Raw genomic sequence first — 15277 nt, 5'->3', positions numbered from 1 at the left:
TTTAATCAGGTATTTTGATGCCTGTCATTTCAACTAATTTCTCGATAAATTCAGTTTGTATTTTTTCATCATCAATTCGTTTATCATAGGAAGCTATTCTTAAATGATGGAAATCATGACCAGTCGTCTTTTGATATTTTTCGGCAGTTGCTAACTCAATCTGAGTCGTATATCCCATTGTCAAATCGTCATTGGCAAATTTTCCACCCATTCGCGTTGGCACCCAACCGGGATCAACTGAATTGACCGCCACATCAGGCCACTTTTTGGCCACTTGTTTCATCAATAATATGACTTGTAATTTGGATGATGAATAACTAGTTTCATTTTCTAAATCATCCAGATTTAAACTCGAACCTTGATGCATACCTGATGAAGTATAAACCATTCGTTTTGGTTTATTGATTAAGGCTGTTAACAAATAAGGTGCTAAGACATTAACATCGAAAGTCATTTTCGAGTCATTATTATAGACGCCCGCATTTTGAATGATGGCATCCATCGTCCCTAATTTATTAACTTGGTCGGCAATACTCTTTACCTCAGAAATTGAACTCAAATCACCGACAACCACAGCCTTTGCTTTTGGTAATTCTTTTTCAACCTTTGTCTTTTTAGCATCATTTCGGGCATGTAAAATTACTTCGTTACCCTTAGCTATTAAATCTTTGGCTATCAAAAATCCTAAGCCAGTCGTTGAACCTGTTACAAAAATTTTTGCCATTTTTCTACCTCCAACTATTTACTTATTAATAATCAGTATAATTAACAAACTAAGATTGGTTAAATACTTATTTACGATAATGGAATATAAAAAAAAGTTATCGATGGTATTCAAAAAGCCTTTGAAAAGAAAAATCTTCTCAAAGGCTTTTTAATTTTCTATTTAATTGGATCATAATTGGCTCTTGGACCACCAACATATTTAGGACGAGAGCGTAAAGCTGTTACATGAGCTGAACCTAATTGGTCTAAACTTGGACGAACCGGTACTTGAACGAACTTAACGTGCATCCCAATTGAAGTATCGCCAATATCTAATCCTGCTTGAGCAACGACATGTTCAACTTCAACTGGGTCATCAAATTGTTTAAAAGCAGCGATTGAGGCTGCTCCACCAGCATGCAAAGCTGGAACGACTGAAACAATTTCAAAGCCCTTTTCTTTAGCAACTTTTCTTTCAACTACTAAACTGCGGTTGATATGTTCACAACCTTGAACAGCCAAATGAATCCCTTTAGGCTTTAATTCAGAAATCAAAGTCTTGATGACTTGTTCACCGACTTTTGGACTAGATTCCTTGCCAATAGTGCCGCCGACGATTTCACTAGTAGAACATCCTAAGACAAATAGGTCATTCTCCTCTAAATTGGCTGCAGCCAAGACATCATCTACGATTGTTGTTAACTGTGTATTAATTTTTTCTAAATCCATTTTTAAAATCCCCCCAAAGTATTTAATTTATAACTCTGCTGAACCTAGCCAGACTTTTGACGATTAGAAGCGTCACGACTAGTCCGAAAACAACTTGAAAAATATTTCCAATGATTGAAGCTAAGCCGGCGGCTATTCCAAACAGTAAAATAGTAGCTAAGCAATAACCGACGACCATAATTATGCTGCCTAAGAGTAACGGCAAAATAATTTTTTTGATGGATTTATCTTCCTTCGGTACTAAATATGCTACCACAAAACCTTCCAGACCGTGGATAACTAATGAAAAAAGGCACCAAACGGGAAAACCCGAAATAATATCGATTAAAAAGCCACTGATAGCGCCGACTGAAAAGCCAACCGGATTTTTGAACAGAATGGCACTAGTAAAAATTCCGACCTCGCATAAGGTCACCATCCCTTTAGTATTAGGAATCGGAATCACGACTAACAATGACATCCCCACTGTTAATGCCGTCAAAATTGCAATCAAACTGATTGTTTTAACTGAACTATGCCCCATGATTTATCCTCTTTTGTCGATAGGCGCCTTGCCAAACGTTGCCTAATTTTTTGTTAACGATAATCCCATTTTCAATCCCAAGATGAACGAATTCTTTCGCAAATTTAATCGAAGAAATCAAAGATTCGCCTTGAGCAAGTTGTGCGGTAATTGCAGCGGAAAAAGTACAGCCAGCACCATCAATAGCACCCGTCAAAATTTTTGTATCCTCTAACCAATACTCGTCTTGACCTAACTTAGCGTAATCTAGTGCAATTTCACCTGGAAGACGACTGCCACCTTTTATAACAACATTTTTACAGCCGAAAGCTTGAATTTTTTCTGCTGCCAATTGAATATCGCTTCGACTTTTTAATTTGTGCATTCCACTCAACTTGGCAGCTTCGTCTAGGTTAGGCGTACTTAGATATGCCATTGGCAAAAAGTTTTGACGATAATAATCTAGATAGTCTTTTTCAATGGCCGCATCGCCCTCTTTAAAAACTAACACTGGATCAACGACCATCTTTTGATTTCTTTGACGTAATTTACTAGTGAGCAACTTTAAGGTAGCTAAATCCCCTAGCAAACCCGTTTTTAAATAATGAATCGGTAAATTATTTAGGACCGAATCCAATTGTTGCTCGATGACAGAAATGGGTTCTTGATAAATAGCAATCCCATTTTTTTGAATCGAAACGATACTGGTAACGACGCTTAAACCAAATGTATCTAATTCTTCAAAAGTTTTCAAATCAGCTTCTAATCCGCCACCAGCCAAACTATCTGAACCGGCAATCGTCAAAACATTTTCCAAAAAAGCACCCTCCATATTCTCGAAAAAATTTACAAGTCACCATCAAATGAAAATCAAACTGATTAATTACAAAAAACTTATCATAGCTGACTCTATAACTCCAGTATAAATGAGATATTGTCTTGTAAACCATGTGTAAATTTTTTATTTTTATTGATTATTACAAAAAAATCTCCCACCAAATGTTTCACATGGAACATCTTGTAGGAGATTTTAATTATTTTACTATATATAGTGTCTAGCAATTAACAATTTCTGAAACTTGTTGAATATCTTCCGGAGTCGTCCGACAGCAGCCACCGATTAAATCGGCACCTGCTTCAAGCCACTTAGGAACTAAATCGCTGAAAGTGTCAGCTTGAGGATTATTTTGCCAAGTTTTCGTGTTGGGGTCGTAAATATCGCCATTATTAGGATAAACGATAATATTTTTGTCAGTCACTGACCGAATATTCTTAACTGTCTCTTCAATATTTTCTAAAGTAGTGCAATTGACTCCAATGGCAGATAGTTGTTTGACCTCATCGAAATAATGAACAGCTTCAAATAATGATGTTCCATCACACAATGTTTCCGTATCTTTGATACTAAAGCTGAGCCATGCGTGTTGTTCTGGAAATTCTTTCACCAAAAGATCAACTAACGCCTTGGCCTCTTCAAAATTAGGCTGCGTTTCAAAGGCGAACAAGTCGACTCCCGCAGAATCTAACAGTTGCATTCTTTGGCGATGAAAATCTTGGTATTGAGTTTGCGTCAAATCGTAGTCGCCTCGATATTCGCTGCCATCAGCTAAGTATGCTCCATAAGGACCCACGCTACCAGCAACTAAAGGATGTGGTGCTCTTTTTTGACGTTCTGCTTTAGGTAGTGCATCAAAATAATCCGCGCGTGCCTTTTGAGCTAATTTTACTGCTTGAACAATCAGATTCTTGCTTTTTTCTTCACTTAAACCTAATTCTTCAAATTTTTTGACATTGGCTTGATAAGTATTAGTAATAGCAATATCAGCCCCGCTTTGAAAGTAACTCTTATGTACAGCAGTGATAGCTTCAGGATTCTTAATCAGCGCTGTCGCTGACCAGAGATCATTATTTGTCTCTACGCCATGCTTTTCTAGTTCGGTTGCCATTGCTCCATCGACTACCAAACCCTTTTTATTTTCTAAATCTTCTGAAATCAAATCACGCAAACTAACATCTCCCATTTCTCTTAGTATCTTGCTATACAAAATAATGTGGACTATTATAAGGATTAAACTTTTTTTAATTTTATTCTAATTTTAAGGGTAACACAAGGAGGAGAAGGTTGGAATCTACAGAAACTACCACAGAAAAAACTCATATTAAATTAAAACGCAACATGGAAGCACGACATTTGTTCATGATTTCCTTGGGCGGCGTTATTGGAACCGGGCTCTTCTTGAGTTCTGGTTATACCATCCATGAAGCCGGACCAATCGGGACGATTTTAGCTTACGGCATTGGTGCCGTTGTTGTCTATTTAGTCATGCTGTGTTTAGGAGAATTGTCGGTCGCCATGCCGGAAACAGGATCTTTTCACGTTTATGCTGACCGCTACATTGGACCAGGAACTGGTTTTACTGTCGCCATTTTATATTGGCTGACTTGGACAGTTGCTTTAGGTTCTGAATTTACTGCTGCAGGACTAATTATGCGTCAATGGTTCCCCAATTCACCTACCTGGATTTGGAGTGCCTTGTTCATGGCAGTGATTTTTATCTCAAATGCTTTATCAGTACGCTTTTTTGCCGAAACCGAATTTTGGTTTTCCAGTATCAAAGTTATCGCCATTGTCATCTTTATTATCGTTGGCTTTTTAGCAATTTTTGGTGTCATTCCTATTAAAGGAACTACTCACGCACCTTTATTTACCAATCTCTTCAAAGATGGTCTCTTTCCTAACGGCTTTAAAGCTGTCTTTACCACAATGTTGACGGTGAACTTTGCTTTTTCCGGAACCGAATTGATTGGAGTAACAGCTGGCGAAACAAAAGACCCAGGAAAGAATATTCCTCGAGCAATTCATACGACTCTTTTACGTCTAGTAATCTTTTTTATCGGCAGCATCGTTGTCATGTCAGCCTTGATTCCTTGGCAAAAGGCCGGGGTCAATCAAAGTCCTTTCGTGCTCGTTTTCAATAGCATCGGTTTGCCCTTTGCTGGCGATTTGATGAACTTCGTCGTTTTAACAGCCATTTTATCAGCTGCCAATTCCGGACTTTACGCTTCAACCAGAATGTTATGGTCACTAGCTCACGAAGGCATGATTCCTTTAAAATATGCCAAAACTAATTCACACGATGTTCCGATGTTGGCTCTTTGTTTGAGTATGATTGGTGGAATTTTTGCCTTAGTCTCAAGCGTTGTAGCAGCCTCAACCGTCTATTTAGTCCTTGTGTCCATCTCCGGACTAGCAGTAGTCATTGTTTGGATGGCCATCGCTTTATCAGAAATCAACTTCCGTAAAAATTTTCTCAAATCTGGACACGATTTATCGGAGCTGAAATTTAAGACGCCTTGGTATCCAATCGTGCCTTGGGCAGCCTTTATTATGAGTCTGTTGTCTTGTATCTTGATTGTTTTTGACCCCAATCAGCGTTCAGCCTTGTTCTATATGATTCCCTTCTTGATTATTTGCTACGGCGTTTACTATGGCAAAGAATATTTGAAAAAGCGTCGTAATTGATAAATAAGTCACAAAATTTGTCTTCCCATATATAAAAAGGTTTAATATTTAAGTAGACACAATTGAGTTACATGCAAATATATGGGGGAGCTTAATTAATAATGAATAAGAAAAATGACGTTAAAGAAACTCCATTGGATAAAGCTATCGATGATGTTTCTGAGGGAATTAATGACGCTGAACCAGTCTTTCCAGAACAAAAAGATCCAGTCGAAGAAAGCAACGGCAAACAAGCCGTTCGTTATCTACTGTGGGGAATAATTTCAGTTATCGTAAATTTTGGTACTTTTTTCATTCTCTATCACATGTTTCATTTAAATTATCAATTTGCTAACATTATAGCTTGGTTCTTAGGGGTTCAAGTCGGATTTTGGGTCGATCGAATCATCGTCTTTCGCCACAAATCCAATACCGCTTTGGCTGAAATGTTGGTCTTTTATGGAACCAGAATATTAACTTACTTAATTGAAAGTGCCACGCTTTGGGTCGGTATTTCATTACTTAGTGCTAATGGAACTGGTTCAAAAATTGTTGGTCAAATCTTAGCAATTATTGGTAACTATATTCTTTCGAAATTCTTTATTTTTAAAAATAGACATTAGCAAAATAGGCCTGATAATCAATTGAGCTGATCCTTTTATGGTTGTCAGATGAAATAATATAAATTCATCTGGCTTTCATAGAAGGATTTTTTATGCTTAGAACAAGACACTTTTGGAGGGTAAATTTAATATTCTCAAAGATTTTTTATTCTTCCAATCTATCTAAATAAGCATTTTGTAAATCATATAATATTGATAAAAAGACGTTTGAAATCACTAGTAACGCAACTACCATTGTCTATACGGACCAAAGAACGGCTTATACGTCTGGTGCACTCAATAATAAAGGTCAATTAGATACACTAAACGGCTGTAATTCAGGTAAATACTAGAATACAGCCGTTTAAAAATTATTCGAGTTTTATCTTATTTCAACTATCATCCACTATTTATTATCTATAATTCTGCAGTTGGACGAATAACTAACTCATTGATGGACATGTTTGCAGGTGTGTCAATTATGAATGATACTGTTTTAGCAATTTCCTCAGGTTTAAGAACAGTCATCGATGGTTGTTTAATATCAGACGAAATCTGCTTACGCAAAGCTTTATTATTAATCGAATTTCCAAGTTCAGTTGCAACTTGACCAGGATAAATGGTTGTGGACTTAATACCATTCTTACCTTCCTCCTGACGAAGTCCCTCCATGATAGAGCGAATAGCTGCTTTGGTTCCGGCATAAACAGCGAATTTAGCATGAGTGACTAGGCCAGCAACGGAATCTGTTGAAATAATATGGCCTGAACCTTGTTTAATCATTGTTGGTAGAACAGCATCAATCCCATTGAGAACACCGTGAATATTAATATTTATGAGATTATCCCATTCTGTCCGAGCACTATTTCTGAGCTCATTGACAGGCATTATTCCAGCATTATTCCACATAACATCAACTCGACCATAAGTTTCAACAGTTTTGTCAACTACTGCTTTAACATCATCAATATTAGTTACATCGGCTTTCATGGCCAAAATACTGGCTCCGGAATTATTAGCTTTTATTTCATCTAGACGATCTAATCTTCGTGCAGCAATTGTCAATTTAGTTCCTTCTTGGGCTAGTAGGTTAGCCGTAGCAGCGCCCATACCACTTGATGCACCCATAATAATAACTACTTTATCTTTTAAGCTCATATTTACTTCCTCCAATATTCTTGATACGATACAGTATAAACATTAAAGTGCACTTTAACGCAAGAATAAGGAAGTATATTTATTATGAAATTTTATGGAATTAATGAAGTAGCAATAAAGTTTCATCTAACTAAACCAACAATCCGGTACTATGATCAACAGAATCTTATTCCTAATCTAAACAGAAATAATAATGGCGAAAGAATTTTCAGTTCATCTAATATTCATACCATCCAATCAATTGAATGTTTAAAAAGGACTGGCATGCCGATAAAAGAAATAAAGAAATATATTCAATTGATTGAGCAAGGTGATTCCACTTTAAAAAAACGCCTTGAATTCTTCTTAGACAGAGAAAAACAAGTCAATTCTCAGATTGAAGATTTGCATAGAACCTTGGATGAAATAAGATGGAAATGTGACTACTATAAAGAAGCTATTGCTGATGGAACTGAAAAATATGTTCAAGAAAAAGCTGAATCATTATGAAATTCTTCAAGGAACTCAAAAGTCGATTTTTATTTGTCCTTGAATGAATCACTAAAATTCTTAAGTAGTTGAGAGGCTTTTAAGTCATTTGAATTTCTATATTTAAAACAAAAGAACGGGATGATAACTCCAATAATTAGAATTATCATCTCGTTCTTATTTTTAAATCAAGGCTTATGTCTCAATATATTTAATTGAAATACACAACTGTTGGTACTGATAGTATCCGTAACTATCAATTATACAAAAGGATATGGAGTTTTGAGATATCATGCTAACAATTCTTCAATTTCTAAGCGACTTTGACATTATCACCTGTTGAAATCTTAGCTCTATTCAACAAGACTGAACTTGTGACAACTGACAATGAACTGAAGGCCATTGCTAGTCCAGCTAATTCAGGACTCAAAGTCAAACCAATAGCATAGAACAAACCGGCAGCCACTGGAATTCCTAGGACGTTGTAGACAAAGGCCCAGAAAAGATTCAACTTGATACGATTGAAGGTCTTGCGACTGAGTTCCAAAGCTTTAGCAACATCGCGAAGATCATTTTTCATCAAGACGATACCACCAGATTCAATGGCAATATCAGTTCCTGAACCCATGGCAATTCCGACATCAGCCATTGTTAGAGCTGGAGCATCATTGATACCGTCGCCGACAAAGGCAACTTTACCATTCTTTTGCAAATCTTCAACGTGGTCAGCTTTGTCACCTGGCAAGACGTCAGCGATGACTTCATCAATTCCAACATCTTTGGCAATAGCTTTAGCGACACGTTGATTGTCACCAGTTAACATAACTGTTCTCAAACCACGATTCTTCAAAGTAGCGATAGCTTCTTTAGAAGTTTCTTTAGGAGCATCTTGAATAGCAATCAAACCGATAATCTTATTATCTAATCCAACAAAGACAACTGTCTTAGCTTCATCTTGTAAACGAGTCATCTTATAAGTTAAATCATCGTCAATTTTTACATCGTCGAGTAATTTATCATTTCCGACAAAGGCATTTTTGCCATCAACAACAGCTGAGACACCCTTACCTTCAATGGCCTTGAAATCACTGGCTTTTGGAGCCGCAATATCTTTAGCACGATTCAAAATAGCAGTAGCTAAAGGATGTTCTGAAGATTCTTCCAAAGCAGCAGCGATTTTTAGAACTTGGTTCTCGTTACCGATAATATCTGTTACTTCAGGCTTACCTTTGGTGATAGTACCAGTTTTATCGAAGACAACAGTCTTAACATCGTTAACTTCTTCCAAAACTTCACCATTCTTGATTAAGATACCCATTTTGGCACCACGACCAGTTCCAACCATTAAAGCAGTTGGTGTAGCAAGACCTAGAGCACATGGACATGCGATAACAACCACGGAGACCGCAAAGATCAAGGCATTAGCTAACGTAGCACCGAGGAAAACGTACCAAACTAAGAACGTCGCAATTGATAAAATCAAAACAGCGGGAACGAAAATCTCAGAAACTTTATCAGTCAAATTTTGAATTGGAGCGTGACTATTTTGAGCCTTCTTAACCAACTCGACAATTTGGGAAAGCATCGTATCGGAACCAACCTTTTGTGCTTTAAACATGAAAGTTCCGTTACTATTCATTGTTGAACCAATAACCTTGTCGCCGACTTTCTTTGCGACCGGCATACTTTCACCAGTGACCATCGATTCATCGACCGTCGAACTGCCGTCAGTGATAACACCATCAACAGCAATCTTTTGACCAGGTTTTACTTTGATTAAATCACCTGTGACAACTTCTTCTAGTGGAATCTTCACTAGTTTGCCATCACGCAATACTTCAGCCTCTTTGGCTTGTAAATCGACCAATTTTTCGATGGCATTTGAAGCATTGTTACGCATTCTCTCTTCAAAGACTTGTCCCAAAAGTACGAAAGTAACCACGAAAGCGGCACTTTCAAAGAAAACCGCTTGGTTCGTCAACATCGCATAAACACTGTAGATGTAGGCTGTAGCTGTTCCTATCGCTACTAAAGTATCCATGTTGGAATGATGCTTTTTAAATGAAGCCCAAGCACTTTGCAGGAAGGGACGGGCAGCGACCAACATAACGATTGTCGTTAAAACAAACTGTGTAATAGCGCCACCTGGCAAAGCTATGCCAAATGGCATCAAAATCATACCAATCAGCATTGGGATTGAGAAGATCAGCGCAATCCAGAAACGCTTAGTAATTGTCATTATTTAATCACTACCTTTCCGTGGAACATGTCCATTCCACAACTAAAGTCGAATTCGCCACTCTTATCAGTTGGAATATTAACTGTTTGCGAAACATTTAGTGGCAACTCTGTTTCAAAATCCAAATCCTTTGAGTGAACGACATCTAAGCAACCTTGGTCCTTAGTTCTAGTAAAAGTGAGTTCTGCGGGAACGCCCTTTTCTAAATTAACAACCTCTGGTTCATACTTACCTGCAACATTTACGTTAACCTTTTGTACATTTTGTGACTTAGCCATAATCTTTTCTCCTCATTAATCCATTTATTTATTGAAATTTATTACTTAATAATTAACTTGCCGTGGAACATATCCATTCCACAAGCCCATTGATATTCACCGGGTTTAGATGTATCAATTTGAATGCTTTGTTCTTCATTTTGTGGTAATTCCTTGTTGATACCAAAATCAGAAAAAACAACTCGATCCAAACAACTCGATGCATCTTTTCTCGTGAAGTTCAAAACTGCCGGAACATCTTTCTTCAAAGTGATAACTTCTGGTGAATAACCACCATTGACCTCAACGTCAACGCTTTGGTTATCATCAGAAACCTTGGCTGTGGCTTGTGCTACTTGGTGTTTGCCGAAGAACCACCAGAGAATAAAACCAATAATTACTAAACCGACGATTAAAACGATTATTCTTGTCATATATTTGCCTCCTCAACTGTTGTTTACAAATGTAATCTACGTCAATTATAGTAATCTTCTAGTTTACATTTGTCAACCGAAGAGATTAAAAAAAAGACCAAATCCAATTATTTGATCTTGATGTCTAGGAAATATTGGGCTAAAAAGACCGCCTGTTCAGCATTCACTTGCAATCCTCGTAGATAATTTCTATCTAAATCTATGGTCTCGAACTGGCAATCACTCAAGTCGATGCCCTTTAGTGGCGTGTTGAGGGCTGTAAGTTTAGTAAGTTCACAATTTCTAAAATGAGTCTTAACTAGTTTGTTTTCATTGAAACTGACATCCTTCAAAGAACTGTTAACGAAGTCTGTATTTTTTAGATTCATTCGATTCAAATTTGCCATATCCATCCGGCAGTTCTCAAAAACGACATTATTGAAATATGATTGGTCAAAATTTGTCCCTATCAGTTTACAATTTTGAAATTCAACTCGATAAAAACTTACTTCATCTAATTGGCAGTTAGATAAATCACAACTTTTAAAAATGACATCGGTGAAATCTGCTCTATTGAAGTCACATGAACTAAAAGTAACGTGATTGACGACTACTTGTTCTAGTGTAGGACGTTGAATTTTCTCTTGGTCGATAAACTCACCCTTTAATAAACAATTGTTCAAGAAAAAATCTTCTTCGTTATAAATATCAAAAAATGAGGCCGGTTCTAAATAATCAGCTGCTACTTTGGGATGTTCCATAATTTACCTTCTTTCTTCTAATAGGATAATAACAGAAATCTAACGATAATAAATTAGAAGAAAAGTAGGCTCTGAAATTAGTTTTACGTATCCAATATTTTCAAAAATCATGAAATTCTCAATAGATTCCACTTCTAAGGCATCAATCATTAAATCTTCTAATCAAAAATTAATTTGAATCCCGATATAACAGCTTTTTTGAGTATTTAAAAAGGGACTTTTTTCAAGAGTTAAAATCCATACAATTTGTAAAATAATGTTAATCTTAAAAGAAGAATTGCATTGGTGAAAGGAAGTTTATTATGGCACTTTTAGATGAACAAAAGCGTTTAAATATTTTAAAAGATTTAATCGAAATAAAATCTGTCAATGACCACGAAAAAGAGGTCGCAACTTATCTACAAAAGCTGTTGGCTAAGTACGATATCAAATCAGATATTAAAGAGGTTCGCGGTGACCGCGCTAATTTAGTAGCTGAAATTGGCTCTGGCAAACCTGTTTTAGGAATTTCTGGTCATATGGATGTCGTCTCAGCCGGTAATAGCGATGATTGGAACACTGATCCTTTTAAAATGACCGAAAAGGATGGTCAATTATTTGGTCGTGGCATCACCGATATGAAATCTGGTCTCACAGCTTTAATCATCACCATGATTGAATTGCATCACCAAAATTTGCCAAAATCAGGAACGATTCGTTTAATGGCAACCATGGGTGAAGAAGTTGGTGAAGAAGGCTCGAGTTATCTCTTAAAAGATGGTTATATGAAGGATGTCGACGGTTTAGTCATTGCTGAACCTTCCGGATATAACATTGGTTATGGTGAAAAAGGATCAATGGACATTAAGTTCATCTCCAAGGGTAAAGCTAGTCACAGTTCAATGCCTGAGAATGGCTTCAACGCTATTGATGCTTTAATGGGACTATTGCTTGATGCTAACAAAATTTTCCGTGACGACAAAATTTCTCAAAAAACGATGGGACCTTTGATTTTTAATACCACTTTGATTAAGGGCGGTACTCAGGTGAACTCAATTCCCGATTATGCTGAAGCTGAAGTTAATGCTCGGACAATTCCTGAATATGATAACGATAAAATTATTTCTGAATTAAATAATTTAATGAATAAATACAATAATCAAGGTGCAAAAATAAGTACTGACATTTATATGAATGAAAGTCCTGTTTTGATGAACGCCGACAATTATTTGGTTAAGGCTATCAAAACATTGATGGAGCCATATGCAACTGATGACATTCAAATTGGACCTATCTCTCCTGTCACTGATGCTTCAAACTTAGTTCAAGGAAAACCTCAAGATTTCCCATTTATTATTGCTGGTCCCGGTAACGATACCCCACACCAAGTTAATGAAAGTCTTGATAAACAAATGTTTCTTGACTTTATCGATATCTATCAAAAACTCTTCATCGAATTTCTGGAAAAATAATTAACATAAAAAGCTTCAGTAAATTTGCCACTTTCAATGTGACTATTTACTGAAGCTTATTTTTTAAAATTAATTAGTAACTTCTTCTTTTTCAATCACTTGTTCATCATTTTCATCAGTTGTTCCTGTTAAACGAATAACATCTTTTAGAATCATCAATTCCTCATTAGTTGGAATGACTAAAACATCACAAGTTGAATCTTTCGCACTGATTTTATTGATACCCTTGCTTTCCTTGTTGGTCTTCTTATCAAGTTTAATTCCAAGATATCTAAAGCTATCAACGATCATAGAACGAATTTCAGGATTATTAGCACCAGTTCCAGCTATAAAAATTAAAGCATCAATACCATTTAATAAGGCAATATATGAACCGATATATTTAACAATGCGATTAACGTAGATTTGAATAGCTATATTAGCCCTCTCATTAGTGTCTTTAACTGCCAACAAATCGCGCAAATCTGGCGATAGACCTGAAAGTCCTAAAAGTCCTGAATCATTATTTAAAATCTTCACCATATCTTCGACTTTGTCGATTTTCAACTTTTCCATCAAAAATGCAACTAATGATGGATCAATATCACCAGCACGTGTACTCATAGTAAGTCCTGATTCAGGGGTGAAACCCATTGAAGTATCAACTGATTTGCCACCGGAAATGGCATCGATTGAAGCGCCGCTACCGAGATGACAAGAAATAATCTTCATGTCTTCAATTGGCTTATTGAGATAATCGGCCGCCATGTTGGAAACATATCGATGGCTGATACCTTGAGCACCAAACTTTCTTACGCCATATTTTTTGTAGTATTCATAAGGAACACTGTATAAATAGTTAACTGGCTTCATCGTTTGATGAAACGATGTATCAAAAGCAGCCACTTGAATTGCTTTTGGCAAGAGTTTCTCAAAAGCTTTGATTCCAGCAACTTGGCTAGGATTATGCAATGGGGCTAGTTCTGAAAGATCACTGATTTGTTGGACAACCTTTGGTGTAATTACAACTGAATCCTTAAAGATTGTTCCTCCAGCAACGACTCTATGTCCCACACGAGAAATCTCATCTAAACTTTTTATAGCATTTATCTTCAACAACATTTGTAAAGTTTCTTTTACAGCTGTTTCATGAGTTAAAATTGTTTCATTTTTACGAATCTTGTCTCCATTAAAATTAATTTCGAAAACAGAATTTACTTGGCCGAGGCGATCTACCATACCTTCAGAAATAACGTTTTCGTCTGGCAAACCATACAGCTTCCATTTAAAAGTTGAACTACCAGAGTTGACAATTAGTACCTTTGACATTTATACCACCAACCTAATAAAAGATATTAAATTTTCTCTACACCTTTAAATATATTATCTTTTGTAAGCGTTGTCAAATATTGGAACGTACCATTATTTCATGTGGTTGGTGATAATAGTGGGATACTTTGCACTTTAAATTAATTTTTCTAAAAAAGTAATCCTTATAAATCGTGTTCCATCATTCGAATTTCAGGTAATTTATCATCCGTCCCTGGTTTACTGATACCATAACTTCCATGAATATATTCTTCAGGATGGTCAATAATTTTCACAACAAAATCAGCGATACTCTTACGTGAAATCATCGTCCCCTTGAAAGTTTCTCCCTTTTTGGTTAATTCATAGTCAACTTCATCAGCATTTATCATGTAAGCTGCACGAATTATTGTGTAATTTAAGTCGCTAGTCTCAATCACTTTAGCACCACGTCTAGTATCTTCTTTTGATTCATGTCCAACATAGTTTTCGACCCAAGATCCAAATGGAGCGGGAACTTCATGATAAAGACCTGATCCAGTAATCCAAATCAATTGTTTTACTTGAGAGGCATCCATTGCTTGAACAATATTTCGAGCCCAACGTTCCATTTGACCATTTAAATTTGCATAAACCACATCTTGACCAGACATATACTTTTCTAGGAGCGCTTTATTAGCAACATCCCCCTCAACGACCTTAACATTAGTCGCTGTTTTCATATTCAATCTCGAAGCATTGCGCAAAAATAATGTCAGTTGATAGTTAGGGTTATTTAACAAATTTTGTTCGACGATTCGGGCTATTTTCCCGTAAGCTCCAAGGATTAGAACATTGGTCACTTATTTTTCCTCCAATTCAAATTTGATTTTGGTATCACCAAGACCGTTAAAAAGAGAAACATCCGATTTAATGTGGCCTACTTTTTGCAATTCGCCAATAACTTCTCCTGTTTGCTTATAAAAAATCACAAAACTGTGGCGAGGTGCCCAGTAAGCAATATCTCCGACCTCATAACCACTAGTTTTAGCTTTTTTTGCGGGTAAAGCTTCTTTAAAACGATAAGTCATTTCACGTGAATAAAGATTCATCATCGTCACATTCAAAGGAAACTGTTCCATTAAAGCTTTGGACGTATCATTGTCGAAAAAATCGGCTGATAATTTTTGATTATTAATTGTTAATGTAACTTTTGTCATTTAT

The 15277-nt window shown here is 36.4% G+C and carries 17 protein-coding genes; 4 read left to right on the top strand and 13 right to left on the bottom strand.

Going from position 1 to position 15277, the window contains the following annotated elements; genetic code table 11:
* Nucleotide 1: 1 nt before the first annotated feature.
* The 5 genes from FHL06_RS03935 to mmuM all read right to left on the bottom strand — a co-directional run bounded on the left by FHL06_RS03935 (nucleotide 2) and on the right by mmuM (nucleotide 3942).
* Nucleotides 2-724: an SDR family NAD(P)-dependent oxidoreductase gene (locus FHL06_RS03935; RefSeq protein WP_153384943.1), complete on the bottom strand. Its 723-nt coding sequence runs from the start codon at nucleotides 722-724 to the stop codon at nucleotides 2-4.
* Between the two features lie 158 nt (nucleotides 725-882).
* On the bottom strand, nucleotides 883-1434 hold the full coding sequence (locus FHL06_RS03930) for a TIGR01440 family protein (RefSeq protein WP_153384942.1): 552 nt from the start codon (nucleotides 1432-1434) through the stop codon (nucleotides 883-885).
* A gap of 22 nt (nucleotides 1435-1456) precedes the next feature.
* Nucleotides 1457-1957, bottom strand: a complete 501-nt coding sequence (locus FHL06_RS03925; protein ID WP_153384941.1) for an ECF transporter S component — start codon at nucleotides 1955-1957, stop codon at nucleotides 1457-1459.
* Nucleotides 1947-2753, bottom strand: coding sequence for a bifunctional hydroxymethylpyrimidine kinase/phosphomethylpyrimidine kinase (gene thiD / locus FHL06_RS03920; RefSeq protein WP_153384940.1), 807 nt, complete (start codon nucleotides 2751-2753; stop codon nucleotides 1947-1949). The genes FHL06_RS03925 and thiD overlap by 11 nt, the downstream gene beginning before the upstream one ends.
* Nucleotides 2754-2991: 238 nt before the next feature.
* The gene (mmuM, locus tag FHL06_RS03915; protein ID WP_153384939.1) at nucleotides 2992-3942 is read right to left on the bottom strand and encodes a homocysteine S-methyltransferase; all 951 of its coding nucleotides are present in this window, start codon (nucleotides 3940-3942) and stop codon (nucleotides 2992-2994) included.
* A 170-nt stretch (nucleotides 3943-4112) separates the two neighbouring features.
* On the opposite strand from mmuM, the gene FHL06_RS03910 reads away from it, so the two are divergent.
* On the top strand, nucleotides 4113-5459 hold the full coding sequence (locus tag FHL06_RS03910) for an amino acid permease (protein WP_153384976.1): 1347 nt from the start codon (nucleotides 4113-4115) through the stop codon (nucleotides 5457-5459).
* 101 nt (nucleotides 5460-5560) lie between these two features.
* Nucleotides 5561-6061 carry a GtrA family protein gene (locus FHL06_RS03905; RefSeq protein WP_153384938.1) on the top strand — a complete coding sequence of 167 codons (501 nt, stop codon included), beginning with the start codon at nucleotides 5561-5563 and terminating at the stop codon, nucleotides 6059-6061.
* A gap of 396 nt (nucleotides 6062-6457) precedes the next feature.
* Here FHL06_RS03905 and FHL06_RS03900 read toward each other — a convergent pair whose 3' ends face one another.
* A complete protein-coding gene (locus FHL06_RS03900) occupies nucleotides 6458-7198 on the bottom strand; it encodes an SDR family oxidoreductase (protein ID WP_153384937.1) in 741 nt (246 codons plus the stop codon).
* An 84-nt stretch (nucleotides 7199-7282) separates the two neighbouring features.
* On the opposite strand from FHL06_RS03900, the gene FHL06_RS03895 reads away from it, so the two are divergent.
* A complete protein-coding gene (locus tag FHL06_RS03895; RefSeq protein ID WP_153384936.1) occupies nucleotides 7283-7687 on the top strand; it encodes a MerR family transcriptional regulator in 405 nt (134 codons plus the stop codon).
* 292 nt (nucleotides 7688-7979) lie between these two features.
* Here the strand turns inward: FHL06_RS03895 and FHL06_RS03890 are convergent, their stop codons facing one another.
* The 4 genes from FHL06_RS03890 to FHL06_RS03875 all read right to left on the bottom strand — a co-directional run bounded on the left by FHL06_RS03890 (nucleotide 7980) and on the right by FHL06_RS03875 (nucleotide 11336).
* Complete coding sequence (locus tag FHL06_RS03890; RefSeq protein WP_153384935.1) at nucleotides 7980-9905, bottom strand: copper-translocating P-type ATPase; 1926 nt, start codon at nucleotides 9903-9905, stop codon at nucleotides 7980-7982.
* The gene (locus tag FHL06_RS03885; protein ID WP_153384934.1) at nucleotides 9905-10183 is read right to left on the bottom strand and encodes a cupredoxin domain-containing protein; all 279 of its coding nucleotides are present in this window, start codon (nucleotides 10181-10183) and stop codon (nucleotides 9905-9907) included. The genes FHL06_RS03890 and FHL06_RS03885 overlap by 1 nt, the downstream gene beginning before the upstream one ends.
* A 41-nt stretch (nucleotides 10184-10224) precedes the next feature.
* Entirely contained in the window at nucleotides 10225-10596 is a 372-nt protein-coding gene (locus tag FHL06_RS03880; protein WP_153384933.1) for a cupredoxin domain-containing protein, read from the bottom strand.
* A gap of 107 nt (nucleotides 10597-10703) precedes the next feature.
* Nucleotides 10704-11336, bottom strand: coding sequence for a pentapeptide repeat-containing protein (locus FHL06_RS03875; protein WP_153384932.1), 633 nt, complete (start codon nucleotides 11334-11336; stop codon nucleotides 10704-10706).
* Nucleotides 11337-11638: 302 nt separating this feature from the next.
* On the opposite strand from FHL06_RS03875, the gene FHL06_RS03870 reads away from it, so the two are divergent.
* Nucleotides 11639-12787, top strand: a complete 1149-nt coding sequence (locus FHL06_RS03870) for an ArgE/DapE family deacylase (protein WP_153384931.1) — start codon at nucleotides 11639-11641, stop codon at nucleotides 12785-12787.
* A 69-nt stretch (nucleotides 12788-12856) separates the two neighbouring features.
* Here the strand turns inward: FHL06_RS03870 and FHL06_RS03865 are convergent, their stop codons facing one another.
* The 3 genes from FHL06_RS03865 to FHL06_RS03855 form a co-directional block, all read right to left on the bottom strand.
* Entirely contained in the window at nucleotides 12857-14095 is a 1239-nt protein-coding gene (locus tag FHL06_RS03865; protein WP_153384930.1) for an acetate/propionate family kinase, read from the bottom strand.
* A 164-nt stretch (nucleotides 14096-14259) separates the two neighbouring features.
* Complete coding sequence (locus FHL06_RS03860; protein WP_162000253.1) at nucleotides 14260-14916, bottom strand: NAD(P)H-binding protein; 657 nt, start codon at nucleotides 14914-14916, stop codon at nucleotides 14260-14262.
* Complete coding sequence (locus FHL06_RS03855; protein ID WP_153384929.1) at nucleotides 14917-15273, bottom strand: cyclophilin-like fold protein; 357 nt, start codon at nucleotides 15271-15273, stop codon at nucleotides 14917-14919. It lies immediately after the preceding gene.
* Between the last annotated feature and the right edge of the window lie 4 nt (nucleotides 15274-15277).

It is taken from the genome of Companilactobacillus halodurans (genome assembly GCF_009600985.1).
In the GTDB taxonomy this organism is placed as follows: domain Bacteria; phylum Bacillota; class Bacilli; order Lactobacillales; family Lactobacillaceae; genus Companilactobacillus; species Companilactobacillus halodurans.
This window is presented reverse-complemented; position numbering and strand designations above follow the sequence as displayed.

Coding starts and splice junctions, on each gene's coding strand:
- FHL06_RS03895 (WP_153384936.1), top strand. CDS start 7,283: ATGAAATTTTATGGAATTAATGAAGTAGCAATAAAGTTTCATCTAACT.
- FHL06_RS03885 (WP_153384934.1), bottom strand. CDS start 10,183: ATGGCTAAGTCACAAAATGTACAAAAGGTTAACGTAAATGTTGCAGGT.
- FHL06_RS03890 (WP_153384935.1), bottom strand. CDS start 9,905: ATGACAATTACTAAGCGTTTCTGGATTGCGCTGATCTTCTCAATCCCA.
- FHL06_RS03875 (WP_153384932.1), bottom strand. CDS start 11,336: ATGGAACATCCCAAAGTAGCAGCTGATTATTTAGAACCGGCCTCATTT.
- FHL06_RS03880 (WP_153384933.1), bottom strand. CDS start 10,596: ATGACAAGAATAATCGTTTTAATCGTCGGTTTAGTAATTATTGGTTTT.
- FHL06_RS03855 (WP_153384929.1), bottom strand. CDS start 15,273: ATGACAAAAGTTACATTAACAATTAATAATCAAAAATTATCAGCCGAT.
- FHL06_RS03930 (WP_153384942.1), bottom strand. CDS start 1,434: ATGGATTTAGAAAAAATTAATACACAGTTAACAACAATCGTAGATGAT.
- FHL06_RS03905 (WP_153384938.1), top strand. CDS start 5,561: ATGAATAAGAAAAATGACGTTAAAGAAACTCCATTGGATAAAGCTATC.
- FHL06_RS03925 (WP_153384941.1), bottom strand. CDS start 1,957: ATGGGGCATAGTTCAGTTAAAACAATCAGTTTGATTGCAATTTTGACG.
- FHL06_RS03910 (WP_153384976.1), top strand. CDS start 4,113: ATGGAAGCACGACATTTGTTCATGATTTCCTTGGGCGGCGTTATTGGA.
- FHL06_RS03935 (WP_153384943.1), bottom strand. CDS start 724: ATGGCAAAAATTTTTGTAACAGGTTCAACGACTGGCTTAGGATTTTTG.
- FHL06_RS03900 (WP_153384937.1), bottom strand. CDS start 7,198: ATGAGCTTAAAAGATAAAGTAGTTATTATTATGGGTGCATCAAGTGGT.
- FHL06_RS03865 (WP_153384930.1), bottom strand. CDS start 14,095: ATGTCAAAGGTACTAATTGTCAACTCTGGTAGTTCAACTTTTAAATGG.
- FHL06_RS03870 (WP_153384931.1), top strand. CDS start 11,639: ATGGCACTTTTAGATGAACAAAAGCGTTTAAATATTTTAAAAGATTTA.